This window comes from Pseudomonas meliae, from assembly GCF_001400515.1.
GTDB classification, from domain to species: domain Bacteria; phylum Pseudomonadota; class Gammaproteobacteria; order Pseudomonadales; family Pseudomonadaceae; genus Aquipseudomonas; species Aquipseudomonas amygdali.
Genome location: NZ_LJQT01000277.1, coordinates 9,812 through 32,137, shown reverse-complemented (window position 1 = coordinate 32,137; position 22,326 = coordinate 9,812). Strand labels below are relative to the sequence as shown.

General features: G+C 60.5%; 21 protein-coding genes and 1 pseudogene. 7 read left to right on the top strand and 15 right to left on the bottom strand.

Annotated elements, in window-relative coordinates; all coding sequences use genetic code 11:
* Positions 1 to 160: 160 nt before the first annotated feature.
* The 10 genes and pseudogenes from ALO64_RS12895 to ALO64_RS12850 all read right to left on the bottom strand — a co-directional run bounded on the left by ALO64_RS12895 (position 161) and on the right by ALO64_RS12850 (position 9,295).
* Positions 161 to 790 carry a glutathione S-transferase family protein gene (locus tag ALO64_RS12895; RefSeq protein ID WP_044345158.1) on the bottom strand — a complete coding sequence of 210 codons (630 nt, stop codon included), beginning with the start codon at positions 788 to 790 and terminating at the stop codon, positions 161 to 163.
* 69 nt (positions 791 to 859) lie between these two features.
* Positions 860 to 1,042, bottom strand: coding sequence for a hypothetical protein (locus ALO64_RS12890; protein WP_002555613.1), 183 nt, complete (start codon positions 1,040 to 1,042; stop codon positions 860 to 862).
* Positions 1,039 to 2,172, bottom strand: a complete 1,134-nt coding sequence (locus ALO64_RS12885) for a PepSY-associated TM helix domain-containing protein (protein WP_044345157.1) — start codon at positions 2,170 to 2,172, stop codon at positions 1,039 to 1,041. The genes ALO64_RS12890 and ALO64_RS12885 overlap by 4 nt, the downstream gene beginning before the upstream one ends.
* 121 nt (positions 2,173 to 2,293) lie before the next feature.
* Positions 2,294 to 3,277 (bottom strand): FecR domain-containing protein, encoded by a 984-nt coding sequence (locus tag ALO64_RS12880; protein WP_044345156.1) that lies wholly within the window; start codon positions 3,275 to 3,277, stop codon positions 2,294 to 2,296.
* A pseudogene (locus ALO64_RS12875) lies at positions 3,274 to 3,775 on the bottom strand (RNA polymerase sigma factor). Before ALO64_RS12875 ends, ALO64_RS12880 begins: the two are co-directional and overlap by 4 nt.
* A 286-nt stretch (positions 3,776 to 4,061) precedes the next feature.
* Positions 4,062 to 5,768 (bottom strand): choline dehydrogenase, encoded by a 1,707-nt coding sequence (betA, locus tag ALO64_RS12870; protein ID WP_044345155.1) that lies wholly within the window; start codon positions 5,766 to 5,768, stop codon positions 4,062 to 4,064.
* A gap of 140 nt (positions 5,769 to 5,908) precedes the next feature.
* Entirely contained in the window at positions 5,909 to 7,381 is a 1,473-nt protein-coding gene (betB, locus tag ALO64_RS12865) for a betaine-aldehyde dehydrogenase (RefSeq protein WP_044345154.1), read from the bottom strand.
* A gap of 102 nt (positions 7,382 to 7,483) precedes the next feature.
* Positions 7,484 to 8,077, bottom strand: coding sequence for a transcriptional regulator BetI (gene betI / locus ALO64_RS12860; RefSeq protein WP_002555619.1), 594 nt, complete (start codon positions 8,075 to 8,077; stop codon positions 7,484 to 7,486).
* A gap of 243 nt (positions 8,078 to 8,320) precedes the next feature.
* Positions 8,321 to 8,794, bottom strand: a complete 474-nt coding sequence (locus ALO64_RS12855; RefSeq protein ID WP_004664098.1) for a YchJ family protein — start codon at positions 8,792 to 8,794, stop codon at positions 8,321 to 8,323.
* Positions 8,795 to 8,797: 3 nt separating this feature from the next.
* Positions 8,798 to 9,295 (bottom strand): DUF6231 family protein, encoded by a 498-nt coding sequence (locus ALO64_RS12850; RefSeq protein ID WP_002554819.1) that lies wholly within the window; start codon positions 9,293 to 9,295, stop codon positions 8,798 to 8,800.
* Between the two features lie 218 nt (positions 9,296 to 9,513).
* On the opposite strand from ALO64_RS12850, the gene ALO64_RS12845 reads away from it, so the two are divergent.
* A complete protein-coding gene (locus tag ALO64_RS12845) occupies positions 9,514 to 9,789 on the top strand; it encodes a DUF1145 domain-containing protein (protein WP_002554818.1) in 276 nt (91 codons plus the stop codon).
* A complete protein-coding gene (locus ALO64_RS12840) occupies positions 9,782 to 10,540 on the top strand; it encodes a hypothetical protein (RefSeq protein WP_044343441.1) in 759 nt (252 codons plus the stop codon). The genes ALO64_RS12845 and ALO64_RS12840 overlap by 8 nt, the downstream gene beginning before the upstream one ends.
* Positions 10,541 to 10,622: 82 nt before the next feature.
* Here ALO64_RS12840 and ALO64_RS12835 read toward each other — a convergent pair whose 3' ends face one another.
* The 3 genes from ALO64_RS12835 to ALO64_RS12825 all read right to left on the bottom strand — a co-directional run bounded on the left by ALO64_RS12835 (position 10,623) and on the right by ALO64_RS12825 (position 13,282).
* Positions 10,623 to 11,654, bottom strand: a complete 1,032-nt coding sequence (locus tag ALO64_RS12835; RefSeq protein ID WP_044320494.1) for a purine-nucleoside phosphorylase — start codon at positions 11,652 to 11,654, stop codon at positions 10,623 to 10,625.
* Positions 11,655 to 11,680: 26 nt separating this feature from the next.
* Positions 11,681 to 12,589: a nucleoside-specific channel-forming protein Tsx gene (locus tag ALO64_RS12830; RefSeq protein WP_369812041.1), complete on the bottom strand. Its 909-nt coding sequence runs from the start codon at positions 12,587 to 12,589 to the stop codon at positions 11,681 to 11,683.
* A 228-nt stretch (positions 12,590 to 12,817) separates the two neighbouring features.
* Positions 12,818 to 13,282: a CopD family protein gene (locus ALO64_RS12825; protein WP_002554814.1), complete on the bottom strand. Its 465-nt coding sequence runs from the start codon at positions 13,280 to 13,282 to the stop codon at positions 12,818 to 12,820.
* 107 nt (positions 13,283 to 13,389) lie between these two features.
* Here ALO64_RS12825 and dinG point away from each other — a divergent pair, with 107 nt between their 5' ends.
* The 5 genes from dinG to ALO64_RS12800 all read left to right on the top strand — a co-directional run bounded on the left by dinG (position 13,390) and on the right by ALO64_RS12800 (position 19,656).
* Positions 13,390 to 15,534: an ATP-dependent DNA helicase DinG gene (gene dinG, locus ALO64_RS12820; protein ID WP_002554813.1), complete on the top strand. Its 2,145-nt coding sequence runs from the start codon at positions 13,390 to 13,392 to the stop codon at positions 15,532 to 15,534.
* A 111-nt stretch (positions 15,535 to 15,645) separates the two neighbouring features.
* Positions 15,646 to 16,794 (top strand): EstA family serine hydrolase, encoded by a 1,149-nt coding sequence (locus ALO64_RS12815; RefSeq protein ID WP_044343440.1) that lies wholly within the window; start codon positions 15,646 to 15,648, stop codon positions 16,792 to 16,794.
* A gap of 153 nt (positions 16,795 to 16,947) precedes the next feature.
* Entirely contained in the window at positions 16,948 to 18,093 is a 1,146-nt protein-coding gene (locus ALO64_RS12810) for an OmpA family protein (RefSeq protein WP_044318990.1), read from the top strand.
* Positions 18,094 to 18,396: 303 nt separating this feature from the next.
* Complete coding sequence (pdxH, locus tag ALO64_RS12805; RefSeq protein WP_005732261.1) at positions 18,397 to 19,044, top strand: pyridoxamine 5'-phosphate oxidase; 648 nt, start codon at positions 18,397 to 18,399, stop codon at positions 19,042 to 19,044.
* A 147-nt stretch (positions 19,045 to 19,191) separates the two neighbouring features.
* Positions 19,192 to 19,656: an outer membrane lipoprotein gene (locus ALO64_RS12800; protein ID WP_004657512.1), complete on the top strand. Its 465-nt coding sequence runs from the start codon at positions 19,192 to 19,194 to the stop codon at positions 19,654 to 19,656.
* A 185-nt stretch (positions 19,657 to 19,841) separates the two neighbouring features.
* Here the strand turns inward: ALO64_RS12800 and ALO64_RS12795 are convergent, their stop codons facing one another.
* Both ALO64_RS12795 and ALO64_RS12790 read right to left on the bottom strand, forming a co-directional pair.
* On the bottom strand, positions 19,842 to 21,455 hold the full coding sequence (locus ALO64_RS12795) for an NAD(P)/FAD-dependent oxidoreductase (RefSeq protein ID WP_044343439.1): 1,614 nt from the start codon (positions 21,453 to 21,455) through the stop codon (positions 19,842 to 19,844).
* A gap of 96 nt (positions 21,456 to 21,551) precedes the next feature.
* Complete coding sequence (locus ALO64_RS12790; RefSeq protein ID WP_044343438.1) at positions 21,552 to 22,232, bottom strand: COG3650 family protein; 681 nt, start codon at positions 22,230 to 22,232, stop codon at positions 21,552 to 21,554.
* Positions 22,233 to 22,326: the final 94 nt, after the last annotated feature.

Sequence of the window (22,326 nt, the reverse complement as noted above, 5' to 3'; positions counted from 1 at the left end):
GCGTCGCATGCCGTTCTGGACGCTCCGCGTCCGATCTTGAGGACGTGGCGCGGCACGGATTTGTGACGCAGCGCGTCACCCACGGCATTCCCACGCTGGAGCGTGCGGAACGATAATCCGAACTATCGTGCTCACGCTTCGTGGGTACGATAGTCACGACTCAAGCCGTTGGTTGTGTCGCCAGCATCGACGGCCGCTCGCTGACTTCCAGATACCAGCTGGCCAGCCTCGGATAGGTGTTGCGCCAGCGCAGGTCGGGCTGGCGGAAGTCGAGATAACCCAGAGCTACGGCAACGCTGATGGAGGCTACGTCGAACGATGAGCTGAGTTCGGTGATTGCATCCCGCTCAAAGTAACTCAGGGAGCGCTCAATCTTCTGCTGCTGGTTATGCAGCCATTGATCCCAGTGTTTTTCCTGGGGGCGCAGCGCGGTTTCGTAGCGAATCAGCACCGCAGCGTCGAGCACCGCATCGGCCAGCGAGGCGAGCGTCAGGCGTCTCCAGCGCGAAGAACCTTCACGAGGGATCAGTGGCAGGCCCACGTGCTGGTGGTCGAGATAATCAAGAATCACCCGGCTGTCGTGAATGACGTTGCCGTCAGCCAGCCTTAGCGCGGGAAGTTTACCGGCCGGGTTGTCTTCATTGAGCTCGGCAGACGGGCTGACCGGCGTCAGCACTGTGGTCTGCAACTCGACGCGGTCGAGCTGAGCGGTTTCATGCAGCATCACCATCACCTTGCGGGCGAAGGGTGAAGCCGCGTTGAAGTACAACGTCATCTTAGGCGCTGACATGGGTATTCCTCGAATGAGGCAGGATCCTAGACTAGTCAGCCTGTGACGCGTCTGCAATCAGCGTTTCAATCAGCCGCGCCGCACCAGCAAGCCCTTGATGCTCAACAGGGCAGCCGTCCCCATGCCCAGCCACGCCAGCGTATCCCACCAGCCATCACCCAGCAGCGCGGCGAACAAGCCGACGCCGATAAGCAGCGCTATCACGGCGGGTATCGCAAAGGTCCTCCAGAATCGCGATGGCCTGGAACTCATTGCGCCACCTGAGCCCGAACCACGCTCACCGAGCGCGCGGCACGACGCCTCACCCACCACAGATAGACGCCGCTGCCGAGTACGATGATGGTCAGCACGTCCAGCACTGCCCAGAGAATCTTCATCGGCATGCCGCCGTAATCACCGAAATGCAGAGGTTGCGACATGCCCAGTGCGTCCATATACCAGGGACGTTCGACCACGGCGGTAACTTGCAGGGTCTGCGCGTCGATCAGCACCGGTGTGGCGAGGTGCGCAGTCAGGTGTGTATTGCCTTTGAGGAACACCGCGTAATGATGCTCGCTGGAGAAGCGCGTGCCGGGGAAAGCGATGAAATCGGCCTGCATGCCGGGCGCAGCGGATTCGGCAATTTCCAGCAATCGAGTCGCCGGGGCGCGCTGGGTCAATGGCGGCGCGTCCTTGTAAGGGGCGATCATGGTCGCCAGCGCATCATTGCGCCAGGAGGCAATCAGCAGATCGGCACAGGCGCTGATTACCCCCGTCACGCCGACCACCAGCGCCCAGGTCAATGTCACTACGCCGATCAGGTTGTGCAGGTCCAGCCAACGCGTACGCCTGGATTTATTGACCCGCACCTGGCCGAACTCCAGCTTGCGCATGAACGGCGCATACAACACGGTCCCGGAAACGATCGCCACCACAAACAGCAAGCCCATGAACGCCAGCAGCAATTTGCCGGGCAGGTTGGCGTACATGTCTACATGCAGGCGCAGCATGACCATCATGAAGCCGCCGTTGGCAGAAGGCATCTCCAGCGCCTCACCGGTGCGCGCATCGAGGGCGAAGGTGTGCGAGGAATTGGGCTCGGTGCCGGCGGTTGCAGCGGTGATTGCCATTACGCCATTGGGGTCTTCGTCGTCCCAGCCGAAATACGGCATCACCTCGCCGGGGCGATGCGCTTCGGCTGCCCTGGCCAGTTGCTCCAGGTTCAGATGCGGCGTGTCGGCAGGCATCTCCTGGTACTGAGGGGCGTCGCCCAGCAGGTGATCGATTTCATGATGGAAGATCAACGGCAGTCCTGTAACCGCGAGCATCAACAAAAACAGGGTGCAAATCAGGCTGCTCCAGGTATGCACGATGGACCAGCGGCGCACGGTTTGGCTTTTCATGGTTTATCCACAGGCGAAGGGACGCAAAACCGAGCGCGTCCCCGAAATGACTTGTAAGACTAAGCCGCTCGAAACCGGAAAAGTGTCAGGGCGATCCGGTGCAGGCATGAAGAGGTATGTTTCAGAGTTTTGCCGGATTGCTGCTGGCCTGCTCATCCCTGGCCAGCACAGTGACCCACCACGCGGTGTGTTGTTCGATCTGCACGGGTAAGGTCGGCAACAACGCCTTGAGCGCCAGGTCAGTGTCGGCCAGCGGGAATGTGCCGGTAATATGCAGATCAGCCACGGTCGAGTCGACACCCAGATGGCCTGTACGGTAACGACCCAGTTCAGCAAGCATGTCCGCCAGCCGGGCGTTGTCCACCACCAACATGCCGCGCGTCCAGGCGTCGACGCCGGAAGGTATGCTGAGCAACGGGCCAAGGCCATTGCGCGTGAGGAGAACCTGCTGGCCCTCGCGCAGAACCTGCTCACCGGACACATTGCGCGCATTGGCGGCAACCGCTGATTGCAGCACGCTGAGCAGTGTTCCATCTGGCTCGCGACGGACCAGAAAGCGCGTACCCAGGGCGCGCATTTTGCCATCCGCAGTTTCGACGATGAAGGGACGCGGATCGTCATGATTGCCGGTCTGCACCATTATTTCGCCGTCCTGCAGAATCACCCGACGTTGCTGCTCATCGAAGCGCACATCAATCGCGCTGTGGGTGTTAAGGCGAATCAGGGTGTTGTCCGCCAGACGCACGTCACGCTGTTCACCGGTGGCGGTGCGCTGATCGGCAAGCCAGTAATCTATCGGCAGGTAGCGGTCGCCGACGAACAATGCCAGCCCCAACGCCATGAACACGCCGACCAGACCGCCGCCAAGCTTGCGCAAGCTATGCCGCTGGGCACCAGGCGATTGCTGCAATGCCTTGCGCGCCGGACCTGCTGGCAAGGCAAAACGCTGATTGACCATGCCCAACTGGCTCCAGGCCCTGGCATGCTCTTCGTCGGCGGCCAGCCAGCGAGCAAGTTCAGCGTCATTGCCGCTGCTGCCATCCATGTTCAATTGCCACTGGATCGCGGCGTCCAGAACATGAGCGGATACCGGCCTGGTGTTCATGTCGGCTCACCGTAGAGCGCCACATAGCACTGACGCATGGCTTGAGCTAGGTATTGAGACGCCCAGCCGCTCGGCAATTTCGCCGTGGCTCAGCCCGTCGAGGCGACTGTACAGAAAGGCTGCCCGTGCTTTGCTGGAGAGGCTGCCCAGCATACGGTCGATCGCTTTGAGGTCTTCCAGAATCAGCATCTGCTCTTCCGGCGAAGGCTGCTCGGCCTCGGGAACCTGCATCAACTCCCCGAGATAAGCCTGCTCCAGCGCAGCGCGGCGGAAGTAGTCGAACATCAGTCCCTTGGCAACGGCCGCCAGGAACGCTCGCGGCTCTCTGGGCGTCAGCAATTCCTGTCGCCCGAGCAAACGCACGAACGTGTCCTGACTCAAATCCTGAGCACGCTGTGGACAGGCGACATTGCGTCTGAGCCAGGCCAGCAGCCAACCACGATGATCGCGATACAGCGCGCCAACAATCTCGCTATGAGTGCTTGGGACTGACGACACGAATAGCCTCGATGAGAAAGATCTAACTAAAGAGAATCATTCGCGATTGTGGCAGAGCGGAGGGATGGTGGCAATTCGCGTCTGTCGGGAGGAGGGTCTGAATCGAGTTGGCGCTCGTACCCACGCTCAGCGCAAATTGCGAAGCGGAGCGTCGGGAAATGCAGTCTCACGCTGGAGCGTGAGGAACGAGAATCTTGTAACTATCGTGCCGATGCTCCAGTGTGAAATGCATTCACGCTGGAGCATGCACAACGAAAGGCGTCCAGGGAGGACGCCCGTTGTCAGATCAGGCCTGGTGGCTGATTTCGCGCAGCGGCTTGCCACGTGCCGGCTTGTCGCCTGCAACGAAGTAGTCGGCGGTGCTGCGTGGCAGGGGCTGACGACCGCGGATCTTGTCGGCGATTTTCTCGGCGATCATGATTGTCGGTGCATTCAGGTTGCCCGTGGTGATGATCGGCATGATCGAGGCATCGACTACGCGCAGGCCTTGCAGGCCATGCACACGGCCCTGACCGTCGACAACGGCCATCTCGTCGGTGCCCATCTTGCACGAGCAGGAGGGGTGATAAGCCGTTTCAGCATGCTCGCGCACGAACTGATCCAGCGCTTCATCAGACTGCACATCGATACCGGGGCTGATTTCGCGGCCACGGTACGGGTCCAGAGCCGGTTGCTGCATGATCTCGCGCGTCAGGCGGATACCATCGCGAAACTCCTGCCAGTCCTGCTCGCTGGACATGTAGTTGAACAGGATGCTCGGGTACTCGCGCGGGTCTTTGGATTTGACCTGCACACGACCACGGCTCGGCGAACGCATGGAGCCGACGTGAGCCTGGAAGCCGTGTTCCTGAACGCCCTTGGTGCCGTTGTAGTTAATCGCGACCGGCAGGAAGTGGTACTGAATGTTCGGCCATTCGAACGCTTCGCTGGAGCGAATGAAACCACCGGCTTCAAACTGGTTGCTCGCACCGATACCGGTGCCGAGGAACATCCACTCTGCACCGATGGCAGGCTGGTTCCACCACTTCAGCGAAGGGTACAGCGACACCGGCTGGGTGCAGGCGTACTGCAGGTACATCTCCAGGTGATCCTGAAGGTTCTGGCCAACGCCCGGCAGGTCATGAACCACCGGAATATCCAGCTTGTTCAGCACTTCGGCCGGGCCGACGCCGGAACGCTGGAGAATCTGTGGCGAAGCGATCGCGCCGCCACACAGCAGCACTTCCTTGCGGGCACGGGCCTGGATGCGGGTGTCGCTGTCACCTACCAGGTACGCCACGCCGACGGCACGCTTGCCTTCGAACAGAATGCGATCGGTCAGCGCGTGAGTGACGATGGTCAGGGTCGAGCGCTTCTTGGCCTCGTCCAAATAACCACGGGCGGTACTGGCGCGACGACCGTTAGGCGTCACGGTGCGGTCCATCGGACCGAAACCTTCCTGCTGATAACCGTTGAGGTCGTCAGTGCGCGGGAAACCGGCTTGCACGCCCGCCTCGACCATCGCGTGGAACAGCGGATTGTTGCCCGCCTTGGGCGTGGTCACGCTGACCGGACCTTCACCACCGTGGTAGTCATTCGGGCCGATGTCGCGGGTTTCGGCCTTGCGGAAGTACGGCAGGCAATCGAGGTAGCTCCAGTCTTCAAGGCCCGGCTCCTTGGCCCAGCCGTCATAGTCCATCGCGTTGCCGCGGATGTAGCACATGCCGTTGATGAGCGACGAACCGCCCAGGCCTTTACCACGACCGCATTCCATGCGGCGGTTGTTCATGTGTGGCTCTGGCTCGGTCTCGTAGGCCCAGTTATAGCGGCGTCCCTGTAGCGGGAATGCCAGTGCGGCTGGCATCTGGGTACGGAAATCCAGACGGTAGTCCGGGCCACCGGCTTCCAGCAGCAGAACAGTGACGCCTGCGTCTTCGGTGAGACGGGTTGCCAGGGTGTTACCGGCAGAGCCGGCACCAATGATGATGTAGTCGTATTCGGATTGAGTCGTCATAGAGGCTCCCTCATAGAGCTGCAAGTCTCAAGCCTCGGCTGCAAGCAGAAGCAGCGAGGCGATACTTGTGAAAATGGGGTGCGGCAAGCCGCTTTTGATTGCGTCTGCTTGAGATTTGCCGCGTGCCACTTGAAGCGTGTTTAGAAAACCGAGGCGTAGTCGCCCAGCTCGATCTGTACCGACTTGATCCGCGTGTACTGCGCCAGCGAGCTGATGCCGTTCTCACGACCAACACCCGATTGCTTGTAACCGCCGACCGGCATTTGTGCCGCCGACTCGCCCCAGGCGTTGATCCAGCAGATACCGGCTTCCAACAGATGAATCACGCGGTGTGCGCGATTCAGGTCGCGAGTCACGATGCCTGCGGCCAGACCGAAGTCGGTGTCGTTGGCGCGGCGCACCACTTCTTCTTCGGTGTCGTAGCCGAGGATGCTCATTACCGGGCCGAAGATTTCTTCACGCACGATGGTCATGTCGTCGGTGCAGTCGGTGAACACGGTTGGCGCAACAAAAGCGCCCTTGTCGAACACACCACCGGTCAGACGATCACCGCCGCACAACAGGCGTGCGCCCTGCTCTTTGCCCTTGGCGATGTAGCCCAGCACGCTTTCCATATGCTCGAAGCTGACCAGCGGGCCGAAGTTGATGTTTTCGTCTTCCGGGTTACCGGCGCGAATACGCTTCACACGCTCGAGGATTTTCGCTTCGAACTCGGCTTTCAACGCGTTCGGTACAAACACACGCGTACCGTTGGTGCAGACCTGGCCGGAGCTATAGAAATTGGCCATTATTGCGATGTCGGCAGCACGGTCCAGATCAGCGTCGTCAAACACGATCAGCGGTGATTTGCCGCCCAGCTCCATGGTCACTTCCTTGAGTGACGAGCTCGAGGCGCTGGCCATGACTTTCTTGCCGGTGTCGGTGCCGCCGGTGAACGAGACTTTCTCGATGCGCGGGTGCTCGGTGATCCAGGTGCCGACTTCGCGACCGCTACCGGTCAGCACATTGAACACGCCATTTGGCACGCCAGCTTCGGTGTAGATTTCTGCCAGTTTCAGAGTGGTCAGCGAGGTGACTTCACTTGGTTTGAAGATCATCGCGTTGCCCGCAGCCAGCGCCGGTGCGGATTTCCACAGTGCGATCTGGATCGGGTAGTTCCAGGCGCCGATACCGGCCACCACACCCAGCGGCTCGCGGCGGGTGTACACGAATGAAGAGTCGCGCAGCGGAATCTGCTCACCTTCGATGGCGGGTACAAGACCGGCGTAGTATTCCAGCACGTCGGCACCGGTCACGATATCCACGTAGCGGGTTTCGGAAATGGCTTTACCGGTGTCCAGCGTTTCCAGCGCGGCCAGCTCATCGTTGCGCTCACGCAGGATGTCGACAGCACGGCGCAGGATGCGCGAACGCTCGACGGCGGTCATGGCAGCCCAGATCTTCTGGCCTTTTTCAGCAGCAACGACTGCGCGCTCGACGTCTTCCTTGCCGGCGCGCTGGATCTGCGCCAGTACTTCGCCGTTCGCCGGGTTGATGGCATCGAAGGTTTCAGTGTTGCTGGCATCGACGTAACCGCCATCGATGTAAAGTTTCTGCAGTTCAAAACGGGCCATAAAGTCCTCGCAAATTCAGTGGGGGGCGATGACTGATTTCAGTGTGCCGGGTTCGTTCGGCAACAGGCTTTTACAGTCGTTCGGTAAGGGGCTTCGAAAGCCTCAGCTCGCCGATTTCGCCAATTGGAAATCCATGTACTCGTAAGCGATCCGTTGCGCTTGCTCGGTGTCGAATGCATCGCCTGACAGCGCGCCTCTCAGCCACAGCCCATCTATCAGGGCAGCAAGCCCGCGGGCGGCGCTGCGTGCCTGTTCCAGTGGCAAGGTACGGCGGAACTGACAGCACAGGTTCGAATACAAACGGTGGTCGTTGATACGCTGCAATCGGTGCAGCGAAGGGTGATGCATGCTGGTCGCCCAGAAGGCCAGCCAGGTTTTCATGGCCGGGCCGCTGACCTGACTGGCGTCGAAGTTACCTTCGATGATCACTTGCAGATGAGCCCTTGGGCTGTCTTCGGTCAGCGCCTGCCGACGTTCGCGGACGTTCTGGATCAAGGCGTTCATCAGATGCCGCATCGTGGCGGCGATCAGGCCGTTCTTGTCCTGAAAATAGTGACTGATGATGCCGTTAGACACGCCCGCCAGTCGTGCGATCAGAGCAATGCTGGCGTCGCCCATACCGACCTGATCGACCGCAGTAAGCGTGGCCTGGATCAGTTGTTGGCGGCGGATGGGTTGCATTCCGACCTTGGGCATTGGCGCGATTCTCCCGGGTGTCTGCAATGATCGTTGTACCAAAACGGTGAGGCCAGTCTAAAGATTTTTTATTGAACGATCAATCAATAAAAATAATCGGCAGGTTTTCGCCGGCAAACGGCAAGCTGAAAAGCGCCTGAATGCGAGGGTTCTGGAGGATGCGTCAAGGCGCAGATTTGTGACGCGGAGCGTCACCCACGGCACTCCCACGCTGGAGCGTGCGGAACGATCATCTCGACTATCTCAAACCACGTAAGGCGAGCAGCATTTCTTGAATTTCTGTTCGCTGCCACACGGACACGCGTCATTGCGGCCGGCCTTGAGCGGGACCGTGGAATCGATGAAATACCAGCGGCCCTGATTCTGCACGAACGACGAGCGTTCCTTGTGGCTGTGTTCACCGTTACCGTCGTGCCAGCGGGCAGTGAAGGTCACAAACGCATGCTCGGGCTTGCCGCCGAATACCTCAGAACTTTCTACCTCCAGACCCAGCCATGTGCTCTGCGCGCTCCACTGGGCGATGGCTTCACGGTTCAACCCGCTTTGCTGAACAGGCAACGTTGTCTGGACCAGATAATCAGTCAGCCCCAGCACGTAGGCGCTGTAGCGCGAGCGCATCAGCTTTTCCGCGCAGGGCGCAGGCTGACCTGCGTGATAGCGACCGCAGCAGGCCAGCAACAGATCGCCGCTGCCGCACGGGCAAATAGCACTACTCATAGGTCACCACCAATACTTTCCAAAATTCTCCGGGTTGGCCCAATACTTCGCGTTCAGCCAGTCGGGCACCTGTTTGTATTCGCGCAAGTCGTAGGTGAACAGGTTCAGCACTTGTTCGTCGCGGGTGAAGCGTTCGCTGGATTGCAGGGCCAGCGAGAAAAAGTCGGTCTCCTGCCAGCCGCAGGCCTGCAAGTCGGCCAGCACCGCAATGCGGCTGGCGTTAAGGTTGCGGATACCGCCCAGCAGCTCCAGACCGGTGCGCTTGGGGATGTGCTCCAGGCAATCGACCACCAGCGCCAGGTCGAAACGTTGCGCCGCCAGATTTGCGGGCAGGGGGCCGGGTTCGGCCAGCGCCACCTCGGTCTGCGGGTGTGCTTCCTGAAAGGCTTGCAACGCAGGGAACGCCTGAGCGCCGATCAACAGCAGACGCTGGGGGGCGTAACGGTCGAGCAGGGCAGCCAGCGCTTGCTGCGGCGTGCGGGTGGAGTAGCCGACGGTCATCGAAAGTCCTCTGGTTGACTGACAAGACTAGCCTGCCGGACCCGCTCTGAACAGCCGTCAGTATCAGGCGAACGCCCACAGACTGAAGACAACGATCTATGCTTGATCTTTTTCAATACACTGCTGGCATATTCGGCGTACAGCACGTCTACTGTGCGGCGACGAAAAGCGCGCGCAGACTGCGCTTTCGTAACGGATCATGACAAGGGGGGCAGGCGATGAAGGTGTTTTGGGGGCTGGGAAAAATCTTGATGCTGGGCTTCTGGCTGGTAGTCCTGGCCAATGCGGTCATTGAAGCGCCCAGCCCGTTTGGCGTGATGATCGACATGGCGGGTGCCGTACTGTTTTTGACTCACTTGCTCGAACTGATCCTGTTCAACGGCAGCCTGCGCGGTCGCAGGCATCCCTGGCGCGACCGGGGCAAAATCATTCTGTTCGGCATCTTTCACGTTCAATCCATCGGCCGTTCGACTACAGGGCACTCTCATGCGTAAGCTCGTTCTGTTGGCAGCACTGTTCAGCCCTCTGGCCATGGCTCAGGCGATTATCGTTGCGCCACACTCGCTCATGCGTCTGCCTGGCAACAGCAGCGTTCTGCAGGTCGAGCGCCTTGAAGTGGCCGACTACGGCACCCTGCTGATACCGGTCGGTATCGATGACGTGAAGATCGGCGAACTGGTGCTAGGGCACGAAGCGCGGATTGCCATCGTCCCCGGTGTACAGGCGTTCAACCTCGTCGTGGTGCATGGTGAATTCGGCACCGGCAGCCAGATCACTGCGCGAGGCGCTCCGGGTACCTTCGAGAAGCCGGCACTGCCGGGGCGCAACCTGACCCTGCGTCTACAGAGCCTGAATGCCGAACAACTGTCGATCGATGCACGCGGCGGCGCGGGCAGCCCAGGCTACGCCGGGCTCGATGGCGGCACGGGCGAAGAGCCGGGCTGTACCTGGGGCCAGGCTGGGCGTGGTTACAACGGCGATAGTGGCGGCAACGGCCACGACGGCGCAGCAGGTGCGCAGGTTCGTCTCGAGCTGCCACAAAGCTTTCCGGCCGAGCGTATCAAGGTGAATGTTGCGGGTGGCGCGGCAGGTAAGGGCGGTGAAGGCGGCAAGGCAGGCAAGGGCGGCGCTTCGAAGGGCTGCATCGTCTACCGCGCGGATGGCGGCAAGCCTGGCAGACCGGGCGAACCTGGCCTGCCAGGCGTTGCAGGGCCAGCAGGCAGTTTGATTCTGCAGCGCCTGTAACCTTCACCAGCTGTCGTCCTTCTAGAGACTGCCCGGGATCAGGCGCAAGGCCATGATCCGGGCAGTCATTATGGCAGCGCGCTTACTGCGGCACGCCTTTTTCCCAGTTCTTCCAGTCACCGACAATTGCCTGCACCAGCGGGTTACCAGTGCGGTACAGGTTTTCCAGTGCTGGTACGAAGGCGCCCTGATCGGCGTACTTGAGCAGGTTGTCCACCTCGCTGTAACCCGGATACGGACGGTCGAAATCGGAACCTGCGCGCACCACGGCCAGTCGATTGACGTCTACCTTGCCTGCCTTGCTGGCGCGTAACAGGGCTTCGTACGTCGAGTTGTCCTCCTGCTGGGTGGTGCAATACACGCCTTTGCCGTCGGTCAGCAGCTTGGTCCAGACTTCCGCCCGCTCACTCAGACGCGTTCCGGAAAACCACGTGTTGCCCGCCAGCGTATCGCACTGCGTCACCTGCGGCGGCTGATTGGCCGGGGCGTAAGGGTATTTGACACGCCAGGCGGCAGATTCCTTGCTCTCGCTGAGCGTCACTTTTTGCGACAGGGCGAAGGCCTTGGCCTGAAGTTTGGGGTTCAGCTCGAAGACTTCAGTCTTGTAGTCCAGAGGCGGCTTTTCGTTCGGACCTTTGGTGTTGATACCCAGGTAACCGGTCGGCCAGTCCTTGGGCACGTCGCGCGAATCGATTTCCCACTGCGTGCCGAACTCCACCAGATAATGCGCCCACGCAGTGGTGCCGAGCGTGCCGTGGTGCGGGTTGATGCCGGCAATGCCAGCAACGATGAAGTAGGTCTTGCGCAGATCGAATTGCGACGACAGGGCCAGGGCCAAAGTCGATGCTGCGGCATTGGTCTGACCCATGCCGGTGACCATCAGGCAGACGTCCTGAGCGTTGCAGCGGATGGCCGGATACTCGGCGGCAAGGCCGGGCACCTGGATCTCCTTGGTCAGATGCAGCCGGTCGATCCAGTTCTGCGCTTCGGGCGCAAACATGGCGACCAGCATGACCTTGGGCGTGACTGGCTTAACCGGCGCGGTGGCTGCCCAGAGGGCAGGGCTAAGCAGGGCCAGTGTGGCGCCAAGTGTGTTGCGGGTGATGTGTTTCATGAAAACTCCTGTCGTCATAATCAGTTTCAGAACTGGTAACCCACGCCTGCGTAATATCCCCAGCCGTCGGAGCGCGCACGGAAGTTGCCTTCGCCGAAGTTCAGCTCGCTGCCGTCCTGCCAGTTGCCGCCGTTGTGGAAGTAACGACCCACCAGGGTGAAGCGCAGGTGCGTGAAGGCGTAAAGCAGCACGTTGGTGGCGACTGTGGAGTTGCCAGTGCGTGCCGGATCGTTCTTGAGGTCCGAACCGAAATCGAAGTTGGTGAAGCCGATGTACGTCAGCGAAGCGCCGTTGTCGAATTTGCTGATCGGTACGATGTATTTGAGCTGGGCGCGATAGCCATCCCACGAATATTCGTTGCTGGCACCGTAGTTCTCCCACTGGTAGCGGCCATAGAAGTTGGCCGACAGATTGACCCGCGAGTGGGTGTCGATGTCAGTGCCAAGGCCGCTGTACAGGGTGTTGGCACGGTTGGCCGAGTTGCTGCCGTGGTCGTAGATCCAGTCGAAGGCGACGTACCATTCCTTGAACGGCCCGACGGCCAGACTGCGCCCGGCGAGGTAGTCGATGGAGATACGTGGCTCATGCTCCATGAACAATGGCGAGCCATGGTCCCAGACGCCTTTGTCATTATCATTGCCGATGCCGAGAATCTTCGGTACGTCGACATAGCCATAGAGCTCAAACGGCCCCTTGCGGCCGAAGTACTCATACTCCAGATAAATGTCATCGTTGGGCTTGGGGCCGAAGCTGATGTCCTTGCTGCCGATCAGCGTCAGGTCCTGGTTGAACCAGTCTGAAAAGTACGCGCCTTTGCCTTCCTTGGGCGAGGCGGGCGGGCTGAGTGCTTCGCCTTGAGCCGAGTCTTCGGCGGCGGGCTGTGCCAGGACGCTGGTGCATGGCAACGCCGCAGCGGCGGCGAACAACAGAGGCATGAGGAATCTTGAGGGCGTTGCGGATCGAGTGAATGGCGGCTGTGGCATTGAAGCTCCTTTTCGTGGGCGCGTACTGCTGATCGCAAACGTTTGCACAGCCCATGCCAAAGTGTTTCAAGATGTTGAATGGCTTGGATATCGGGCACAGAAGATGACCGATCGGGCAGGAAACTGCCCGCAAGCTGTGCGCGGTGTCACCGCCAGTGCCCCGCGATGTTCCGTTTTGCCTCAAAGGCCCGGACGGGCGGCTGCCAATATCACCACTGCCAGGCCGATAATCAGGTTGATTCCGACCAGCCGGCGAATGTGACCGAGTGCTGCTGCGCCTTCGGCCCATTGTTCGGCGTCCACGGCGCGACGCAACTCCGGCAACTGCAATGAATGGATACGCAGGAACAGCGCAACCATCACCACGTACAGGCCCATCATGATCTGCACATAGCGCGGCGCAGTTCCAAAGCCGGTGAAGTTCAGCTGGATCATGCCGATGCCGGTAATCGGCAGCAGCACCACGGCTGCCCAGACCCAGACGAAGAAGCGTGGAAACACCTGGACCCACACTTTCAAGCGAGAAGGGCCTTCAAGTGCTGCAATGACTGCTGGACGCAAGACCATCCAGGCGAAAAACATCCCGCCAACCCACACCAGGGCAACCAGCAGATGCAGCGTATAAACAGTAGAAAAAGCGGTCATCGGACACTCCGTTCTGCGCGGATGGATTTAGCGCGCTATGATAGCGCCCACTCAGAACTACTGAAAATTTATCCAGCCTTTTTAGCCGTGCCCCCGAACCGAAGCCAATGATCAGTACCGAACTCAAAACCCAGATCCAGGGCGCTTACTCGCGTTTCCTCGAAGCCAAGAGCCTCAAGCCACGCTATGGCCAGCGATTGATGATCGCTGAAGTTGCCAAGGTGCTGGGGGACATTGACACCGATGAAGAGGGCCGTCGTTCGGGCGATCCTGCGGTAGTGGCCGTCGAGGCCGGGACGGGCACCGGTAAGACCGTGGCCTATGCCATCGCCTCGATTCCCACCGCCAAGGCGGCAGGCAAGCGGCTGGTAATCGCCACCGCGACCGTCGCCTTGCAGGAGCAGATCGTCTACAAGGACCTGCCGGACCTGATGCGCAACAGCGGTCTGAATTTTACCTTCGCGCTTGCCAAGGGCCGCGGCCGTTACATGTGCCTGTCGAAACTCGACGCGTTGCTGCAGGAGAGCGACGCGACCAACGCGACTGCGCAGCTTTTCGAGGAAGAAGGCTTCAAGATCGAGGTCGATGAAGCCAGTCAGAAGCTGTTCACCAGCATGCTGCAGAAGCTGGCGGGCAATAAGTGGGACGGTGATCGCGACAGCTGGCCTCAGGAACTCGCCGATCAGGACTGGGCGCGGCTGACCACCGATCACAGCCAGTGCACCAACCGGCATTGCCCGAACTTTCAGCAGTGCGCTTTCTATAAGGCGCGCGAAGGCATGGGTAAGGTTGACGTGATTGTCACCAACCATGACATGGTGCTGGCTGACCTCGCGCTGGGCGGCGGCGCCGTGCTGCCCGACCCGCGTGACACGCTGTACGTGTTCGACGAAGGCCATCACCTGCCCGACAAGGCCATCGGCCACTTCGCTCATTACACCCGACTGAAATCCACCGCTGACTGGCTTGAACAGACAGCCAAGAACCTCGCCAAGCTGCTGGCCCAACACCCACTGCCCGGCGATCTGGGCAAGCTGATCGAGCAGGTGCCGGAACTGGCCCGCGAGATCAAGGGGCATCAGCAGTTCATGTTCGGTGCCTGCGAGCAACTGGCAGATTTCCGCGCCGGTGAAGACATGCAGGGTCGCGAGAGGCCCCGTCACCGCTTTGTCGGCGGCGTGATCCCTGAGCACATCCGCGAGATGGGCATCGAGCTCAAGAAGGGCTTTGCGCGCCTGGACGATCTGTTTACACGCCTTACCGAGCTGCTCAAGGAAGGCATGGATGGCGAAGTCAACATCGGTATCGCCAGCCATCAGGCTGAAGAGTGGTACCCGCTGTTCGGCAGCCTGCTGGCCCGCGCCCACGGTAACTGGGAGCTGTGGACCGCCTTTACCGCCGAAGACCCGGAAGACAGCCCGCCCATGGCGCGCTGGCTGACCCTGGCCGACAGCGGTGCAATGTTCGATATCGAGGTCAATGCCAGCCCGATCCTGGCGGCGGAAATGCTGCGTCGCAACCTGTGGAACATCGCCTACGGGGCGCTGGTGACTTCAGCGACCCTGACCGCGTTGGGCAAGTTTGATCGTTACCGCATGCGTGCCGGCCTGCCCAAAGGAGCGGTGACCGCCGTGGTGCCAAGCCCGTTCCATCACGCCGACGCTGGTGTGCTGCGCGTGCCGGACCTCAAGGCCGACCCGCGTGACTCGGTGGCCCATACCGCAGCGATCATTCGCGACCTGCCCGGGCTGGTGGAAGGTTCGCGAGGCACGCTGGTGCTGTATTCGTCGCGCAAGCAGATGCAGGACGTTTTCGACGGCCTGGACCGTGACTGGCGCAAGCAGGTGTTCATCCAGGGCAACCTGTCCAAGCAGGAAACCCTCAACAAGCATAAGGCGCGGGTCGACAGCGGCGAGTCCAGCGTACTGTTCGGGCTGGCCAGCTTCGCCGAGGGTGTGGACTTGCCCGGTGCGTACTGCGAACACGTGGTCATCGCCAAGATTCCGTTCGCGGTGCCCGACGACCCGGTCGAGGCTGCGCTGGCCGAGTGGATCGAAGCGCGTGGTGGCAACCCGTTCATGGAAATCGCCGTGCCCGATGCCTCGTTGCGTCTGGTGCAGGCCTGCGGCCGCCTGCTGCGTACCGAGGAAGACCGCGGCACTATCACGTTGCTGGACCGACGTGTCGTCACCCAGCGTTACGGCAAGGCGATTCTCAACGCATTGCCGCCGTTTCGCCGCGAGATTTCCTGAATAACAGCTGTCGGTTGACTCGGGTCTGTTCCCAAAGCGCCCGATCGCTGGAACAATATGCGCCCATTCGGCCTGTCATCAGGCCCAGTACCGTTAGTCAGGAGTCAGCCGTTGCAGATCCAGGGTCATTACGAACTTCAATTCGAAGCAGTACGTGAAGCCTTTGCGGCGCTCTTTGACGACCCTCAGGAGCGCGGCGCTGCCTTGTGCATTCAGGTCGGCGGCCAGACCGTCATCGATCTGTGGGCGGGCACGGCCGACAAGGACGGTGCCGAGGCGTGGCACACCGACACCATTCTCAACCTGTTCTCCTGCACCAAGACCTTTACCAGCGTGGCGGTATTGCAGCTGGTTGAAGAAGGCAAGTTGAAGCTGGACGAACCCGTCGCCAGGCTCTGGCCCGAATTCGCCGCGGCGGGCAAGGCATCGATCACTTCGCGTCAGCTGCTCTGCCATCAGGCCGGTTTGCCTGCGCTGCGCGAGCAATTGCCTGCCGAAGCGCTTTACCAGTGGGACACCATGACGGCGGCGCTGGCGGCCGAAGAACCTTGGTGGACGCCGGGGCAGGGTCACGGTTATGCGGCAATCACCTATGGCTGGCTGGTAGGCGAGGTGCTGCGTCGTGCCGATAGTCGAGGCCCGGGGGAATCCATTGCCGCGCGTATTTCTCGCCCGCTGGGGCTGGATTTTAATGTGGGCCTGGCGGATGACCAGTTTCATCGTGTCGCCCATATCGCGCGCGGCAAAGGCAATGCCGGTGACGACGCTGCCCAGCGCGTGTTGCAGGCGACGATGCGTGAGCCCGCCTCCATCACTGCCAAGGCGTTCACCAACCCGCCGTCGATCATGACCAGCACCAACAAGCCGGAGTGGCGCCGCATGCAGCAGCCAGCGGCCAACGGCCACGGCAATGCGCGCAGTCTTGCCGGTTTCTATAACGGTTTGCTGGATGGCAGCCTGCTTGAAGCAGACATGCTCAACGAGCTGACCCGTGAGCACAGCCTCGGTCAGGACAGGACTCTGCTGACCTCGACCCGTCTGGGCCTGGGCTGCATGCTTGACCAACCGACCGTTGCCAACGCGACCTATGGTCTTGGCCCCAAGGCGTTTGGCCATCCCGGGGCAGGCGGTTCGGTCGGGTTCGCCGATCCTGATTACGAGGTTGCTTTTGGCTTCGTCACCAACACCTTGGGTCCGTACATTCTGATGGACCCACGTGCGCAGAAACTGGTCGGGATCCTGCGTGAGTGTTTGCAGTAAGTATCGGCCATAAGTGCTTGTTTCATACCGACTGTCAGTTAAATGGCTGTAACAGGAACCGTACGACGGTTTCTTTTTCCAACTGCATCTTTATGCATGTTATACCGGCGTAGTCACGTCCTTCTGTCTGATCAAAACCGTTGCGGGTTATCCATGTCGTCTAATAAAAGCCTCGTTCTCGCCCTGTGTATCGCCGTTACCGGCTGTGCTCAAACCCCTCAATCCGACTCTGCTGCAACCGGAGGCCATTGGTGGCAGTTCGGTTCAGGCAGCGAGTCTGCTGATGCAGGTACTGCTGCAAAGGCTCCGGCACCAAGCCCGGCACCTGCTCCGGTCGCCAAGGCCGCTGCAGCACCGGCAGCACCTGCGGCTGGCGCTGAAAACAGCGCGCCTTGGTACTGGCCGTTCGGCTCGAAAGATAACGCGCAGGTCAAACCTGATGCCGTGGCCGACAAGCCTGCCGACAAGCCGGCTGCGCCTGCCTTGGTAGCCAAGTCGGAAACCGACAGCAAGTGGTGGTGGCCGTTCGGTAGCGAGGGCAAGAAGGACGAGCCTAAAGCGCTGCCGATGCCTGATCCGAAAGTGACCCAGGCCTGGCTGGACGAGTACGAGCCGCGTCTGCGCGCTGCAATCAAGGACAGCCCGTTCCAGCTGGAGCGTCGCGAAGACCTGCTGGCAATCACTGCACCGGTCGACAGCTCGTTCAACCCTGACCGTCCTGCGATGCTGCTGCCCAACACGCTGGGCCCGATCACGCGACTGGCCAAGGTGGTCGAAGGCGATCAGAAAACTGCCGTGCTGATTCTCGGTCATGCCGACACATCGGGGCCTACCGAAGCCAACCAGAAGATCAGCCAGGAACGCGCGCAGTCTGTTGCCGCGATTTTCCGTCTCAGTGGCCTGGAGCGTAATCGTCTGAGCCAGCGTGGGATGGGTGCCGTGATGCCACGTGCCGCCAACGACAGCCTGCAAGGCCGTGCACTCAACCGTCGTGTTGAAATCCTCATGACGCCGCAGGACACCATGCGCGCGCTGATGGCCCGTTATGCGTTGCCGCCGGTTGCTCCAGTCATGGTTGCCACCCAGGACGTCAAGCCAGTAGCGCCAGCACCTGCTGCCGCGCCTGCCAAGAAAGCCGCCGTGGCGAAGAAAGACACGGCCAAGAAAGCGCCGGCCAAGGCCAGCACTGCCAAAAAGGCCGCGCCTGCCAAGACCACCGCAGCAGCTAAAAAACCGGCAGCGACCAAGGCCCCGGCCAAGGCGCCCGCCAAGAAAGATGACAGCCAGGCCAGTAACTGAGGCCTGGTTACCTCACGACTTTCGTCTCCACGCTCCACGCTCCGCGCTTTGCGTTGTGCACAAGTCCTGAATAGCCTGAAAAACAAGGCTTTCAGGCTTCTGCCCGGAGGGCGTGGGAGCGAACTTGTTCGCGAAAAGGCCGGTACAGTCTCCGAAACGTATCGTCTGAATCACCGTCTTCGCGAACAGGTTCGCTCCCACGGCCTTCGGCCAGAATCAAAAACGAATGTGTGATAACGGCGAGCGCCGAGCCTCGTAACGAGAGTTAGCTAACGTTCATGATATCTGCGCAGGAATGAAACCATGACTCAGACCCTGGCCGACATGCGCCGTGATTACACCCGCGACGGGTTGACCGAAGCGCAATCACCGGACGAGCCCTTCGCGCTCTTCCATACCTGGTTTGACGACGCTGTAAAGACCGAACAACCACCTGTCGAGGCCAATGCCATGACCCTGGCAACGGTTGATGAGCAAGGACGTCCGCATTGCCGTGTCTTGCTGCTCAAGGGGCTGGACACGCAGGGTTTCACGTTCTTCACTAACTACGAAAGCGCCAAGGGCCAGCAACTGGCTGCACGTCCATTCGCGGCCATGACGTTCTTCTGGCCAACGCTGGAGCGTCAGGTGCGTATCGAAGGCCCGGTCGAGAAAGTCAGCGCGCAGGAGTCCGATGCTTATTACCAGGTGCGTCCTCTGGGCAGCCGTTTGGGGGCTTGGGCCTCACCCCAAAGTCGCGTGATCGCAGATCGTGACGAGCTGGAAGGTCTGATCAGACAGACGGAACAACGCTTCGCAGACACCCAGCCACACTGCCCCGAGCACTGGGGGGGCTACCGCCTTTTGCCTGAGCGAATCGAGTTTTGGCAGGGTCGCTCCAGTCGACTTCACGACCGTTTGAACTATCGTTCGGTAGACGGCAGGTGGACGCGCGAGCGCCTTGCGCCCTGATTGAATTATTCGTCCTGGCCATCGTCTGAGCGTTATGCAGGTGGGCCGCTGTATGCCGCCTGAATGAACTTAAATTGCAGGATCGGGGCCGTGACAGCACCTTTGTCAGGTAGTCTAATGGCCACTGATTCCTCTGGAGATTCCCTTATGCGCAAGTCCGCTCTTCTGGTTGCTTCGTTCACTGCCATGGCATTGATGCTGGGCGGCTGTGCCTCAAACCTGACCGGTGATTCCTATTCCCGCGATGAGGCCAGGACCGTACAGACCGTCCGTATGGGCACTATCGAATCCTTGCGTCCGGTTAAAATCGAAGGCACCAAGACTCCGATTGGCGGGGCTGCGGGCGCGGTCGTCGGCGGCGTAGGTGGCAGCGCTATCGGTGGCGGTCGCGGCAGCATCGTGGCTGCGGTAATCGGCGCGGTGGCCGGTGGTCTGCTGGGTTCAGCGACCGAAGAAGGCCTGACCCGTACGCAGGGTGTTGAAATCACCGTGCGTGAAGATGACGGCAGCATGCGTGCCTATGTGCAGCAGGTTCAGGAAAACGAGATTTTCCGTGTCGGCGAGCGCGTACGCATCATGAGTGTCAACGGCACGAGCCGCGTCACTCACTGATTTGCAGCACCGCACAGCAAAACCCCGAGCCGCAATGCTCGGGGTTTTTTATTGCCAGGCGTGAACATCGTGCCAATGCTCACGAAGACGATGTATCGAACGCCCTATTTCTTGGGGGGGGCGCGGCCTCTTCGCGAGCAAGCTCGCTCCCACAAGACTTATGTATAACGATGGTCATTCTGAGGTCAGCCCTCAATCCCCAGCATGTCCCGCACCAATGCTTCGGCAACCCGAATGCCGTCTACGCCAGCCGAGAGAATCCCGCCCGCATAGCCAGCGCCTTCACCGGCCGGGTAAAGGCCTTTGGTGTTCAGGCTTTGCAGGGTGGGTCTGCGGGTAATGCGCAGCGGGGCCGAGGTACGGGTTTCGATGCCGGTCAGCACCGCATCGTGCAGCGAGAAGCCTTTGATCTGCTTGTCGAACGCAGGCAATGCTTCACGAATGGCTTCAATGGCAAAGGCGGGCAGGGCGTCGGCCAGGTCCACCAGTTTCACGCCCGGCTTGTATGAGGGCTCAACGCTGCCCAGTGCTGTCGAGGCCCTGCCAGCGATAAAGTCGCCGACCAACTGCGCCGGCGCTTCATAACTGCTGCCGCCGAGCAGATACGCATGAGACTCCAGGCGTTCCTGCAACTCGATACCGGCCAGCGGGCTGCCGGGGAAATCCTGTTCCGGAGAAATACCGACCACAATGCCCGAGTTGGCATTACGCTCATTGCGCGAATACTGGCTCATGCCATTGGTGACCACGCGCCCCGGCTCTGAAGTGGCGGCTACGACAGTGCCACCAGGGCACATGCAGAAACTGTAGACCGAGCGACCGTTGCTGGCGTGGTGCACCAGTTTGTAGTCAGCTGCGCCCAGCTTCGGGTGCCCGGCGTATTTGCCCAGCCGCGCGCGGTCGATCAGCGACTGCGGGTGCTCGATACGGAAACCCACCGAAAACGGCTTGGCTTCCATGAACACGCCACGGCCATGCAGCATGCGGAAGGTGTCGCGGGCACTGTGGCCCAGCGCCAGAATGACGTGCCGGGATTCGATCTGCTCGCCACTGTCGAGCTGGACGCCCAGCAATTGGCCGTCCTCGATCATCAGGTCGGTCACACGCTGCTGAAAGCGCACTTCGCCGCCCAGCGCTTCTATCTGATGGCGCATGTTCTCGACCACGCCGGTCAGGCGGAACGTGCCGATATGCGGCTTGCTGACGTAGAGGATTTCTTCCGGTGCACCGGCTTTCACGAACTCGTGCAGCACCTTGCGGCCAATAAACTTCGGGTCCTTGATCTGGCTGTAAAGCTTGCCGTCAGAAAAGATCCCGGCACCGCCTTCACCGAACTGCACGTTGGACTCGGGGTTGAGCACGTTTTTGCGCCACAGCGCCCAGGTATCCTTGGTGCGCTGGCGCACCTCGGTACCACGCTCAAGGATGATCGGCTTGAAGCCCATCTGCGCCAGCAGCAGCCCGGCAAAGATACCGCATGGGCCGAAACCCACGACGATCGGGCGCTCTGTCAGCCCCTCGGGAGCATGACCGACCACTTTATAGCTGACATCAGGTGCCGGGCCGACGTGGCGGTCATCGCCCAGTTTGCGCAGCAGTGCCTGTTCATCACTGACCTGAAAGTCGATGGTGTAGATGAAGCACAGCTCAGATGACTTTTTGCGCGCGTCGTAACTGCGTTTGAAGAGGGTAAAGTCCAGCAGTTCGCTGCTGTCGATGCCCAGGCGCTGCAGGAGTGCAACGCGCAGGTCTTCTTCCGGGTGATCGATCGGCAGCTTGAGTTCGGTGATTCGTAACATTAAGGGGTCCAGTTTTCGGGCCGCAGGTTCAGCCCGACAGCACTACAAGACCGGCGATTATAAGCGCTGAACCCCTTTGGCGGCGAGCCTGCCTGATCACTCGTCGCGCGAACCGCCATAATAACCGCAGCCACGCTGGGCCTGGCCGTTGATACGCAGTTCGGCCGTCAGGTGTTGTACCGAGCCATTGACGCTGTCAACGCAGCGTTGTGGCGCCACCCAGATCTCGATGCGCTGGTTGTTGGCTTCGCTGCTGACGCTGAAGCTGCCGTCGGACAGTTTCTCTTCCACGTAAGGCAAGGCAAGCGGTGCAAGACCTTCGCGCTCCAGCACCATGCCCTTGCCACTGACGTTGACGTTCCAGGCGGGTTTATTGCCATTGACGTGCAAGGTCAGACGTTTGAAATTGGCGTCTTCACAGGCCTGGCCGGGACGCTCGACGCGGTACAGCTGATGCAGGTCCAGCTGACCATCGCTGTTGGCCGCTTTGCTCGCAGCAAAGTTACCGCGCAGATCGGCGAATACCGTGCCCTTGCTGTCTGCCAGTGAAGCAGCTTCCTGCAAGATGCCGGTATTGCCGCGATCCTTGACCACATAGCGCCGCTGCTCGTTGCACGGTTTGAACAGCAACTGGCCATTGCTGCCCGTCAGGTCGCCCTGCATACGGAGCATGCCTGCAGTGGAAACCTTGGGTTCCTCGGTCTGTTTGCCGAGCAGTTGGCACCCGGCGAACAGTGGCAGAAGGGCAAATACGAGGACGGAACGGGCAGCAAACATGGTGTGGTCTCCAGACAAGTGTCGCCACGTTACTCAGACTGGAGGTGCATCACAAGGGGGAACGGCCGGACCTGCGCCGCAGTGTGACGCGGAT

What these genes read in the sequence shown, in the direction of transcription:
- ALO64_RS12895 (WP_044345158.1), bottom strand. Translation starts at nt 790, where the DNA reads ATGTCAGCGCCTAAGATGACGTTGTACTTCAACGCGGCTTCACCCTTC.
- ALO64_RS12840 (WP_044343441.1), top strand. Translation starts at nt 9,782, where the DNA reads ATGCGTAAGCTCGTTCTGTTGGCAGCACTGTTCAGCCCTCTGGCCATG.
- ALO64_RS12830 (WP_369812041.1), bottom strand. Translation starts at nt 12,589, where the DNA reads ATGCCTCTGTTGTTCGCCGCCGCTGCGGCGTTGCCATGCACCAGCGTC.
- ALO64_RS12845 (WP_002554818.1), top strand. Translation starts at nt 9,514, where the DNA reads ATGAAGGTGTTTTGGGGGCTGGGAAAAATCTTGATGCTGGGCTTCTGG.
- ALO64_RS12790 (WP_044343438.1), bottom strand. Translation starts at nt 22,232, where the DNA reads ATGTTTGCTGCCCGTTCCGTCCTCGTATTTGCCCTTCTGCCACTGTTC.
- ALO64_RS12885 (WP_044345157.1), bottom strand. Translation starts at nt 2,172, where the DNA reads ATGAAAAGCCAAACCGTGCGCCGCTGGTCCATCGTGCATACCTGGAGC.
- betA (WP_044345155.1), bottom strand. Translation starts at nt 5,768, where the DNA reads ATGACGACTCAATCCGAATACGACTACATCATCATTGGTGCCGGCTCT.
- ALO64_RS12795 (WP_044343439.1), bottom strand. Translation starts at nt 21,455, where the DNA reads ATGTTACGAATCACCGAACTCAAGCTGCCGATCGATCACCCGGAAGAA.
- ALO64_RS12800 (WP_004657512.1), top strand. Translation starts at nt 19,192, where the DNA reads ATGCGCAAGTCCGCTCTTCTGGTTGCTTCGTTCACTGCCATGGCATTG.
- dinG (WP_002554813.1), top strand. Translation starts at nt 13,390, where the DNA reads ATGATCAGTACCGAACTCAAAACCCAGATCCAGGGCGCTTACTCGCGT.
- ALO64_RS12890 (WP_002555613.1), bottom strand. Translation starts at nt 1,042, where the DNA reads ATGAGTTCCAGGCCATCGCGATTCTGGAGGACCTTTGCGATACCCGCC.
- betI (WP_002555619.1), bottom strand. Translation starts at nt 8,077, where the DNA reads ATGCCCAAGGTCGGAATGCAACCCATCCGCCGCCAACAACTGATCCAG.
- ALO64_RS12825 (WP_002554814.1), bottom strand. Translation starts at nt 13,282, where the DNA reads ATGACCGCTTTTTCTACTGTTTATACGCTGCATCTGCTGGTTGCCCTG.
- ALO64_RS12835 (WP_044320494.1), bottom strand. Translation starts at nt 11,654, where the DNA reads ATGAAACACATCACCCGCAACACACTTGGCGCCACACTGGCCCTGCTT.
- ALO64_RS12880 (WP_044345156.1), bottom strand. Translation starts at nt 3,277, where the DNA reads ATGAACACCAGGCCGGTATCCGCTCATGTTCTGGACGCCGCGATCCAG.
- betB (WP_044345154.1), bottom strand. Translation starts at nt 7,381, where the DNA reads ATGGCCCGTTTTGAACTGCAGAAACTTTACATCGATGGCGGTTACGTC.
- ALO64_RS12810 (WP_044318990.1), top strand. Translation starts at nt 16,948, where the DNA reads ATGTCGTCTAATAAAAGCCTCGTTCTCGCCCTGTGTATCGCCGTTACC.
- ALO64_RS12855 (WP_004664098.1), bottom strand. Translation starts at nt 8,794, where the DNA reads ATGAGTAGTGCTATTTGCCCGTGCGGCAGCGGCGATCTGTTGCTGGCC.
- pdxH (WP_005732261.1), top strand. Translation starts at nt 18,397, where the DNA reads ATGACTCAGACCCTGGCCGACATGCGCCGTGATTACACCCGCGACGGG.
- ALO64_RS12850 (WP_002554819.1), bottom strand. Translation starts at nt 9,295, where the DNA reads ATGACCGTCGGCTACTCCACCCGCACGCCGCAGCAAGCGCTGGCTGCC.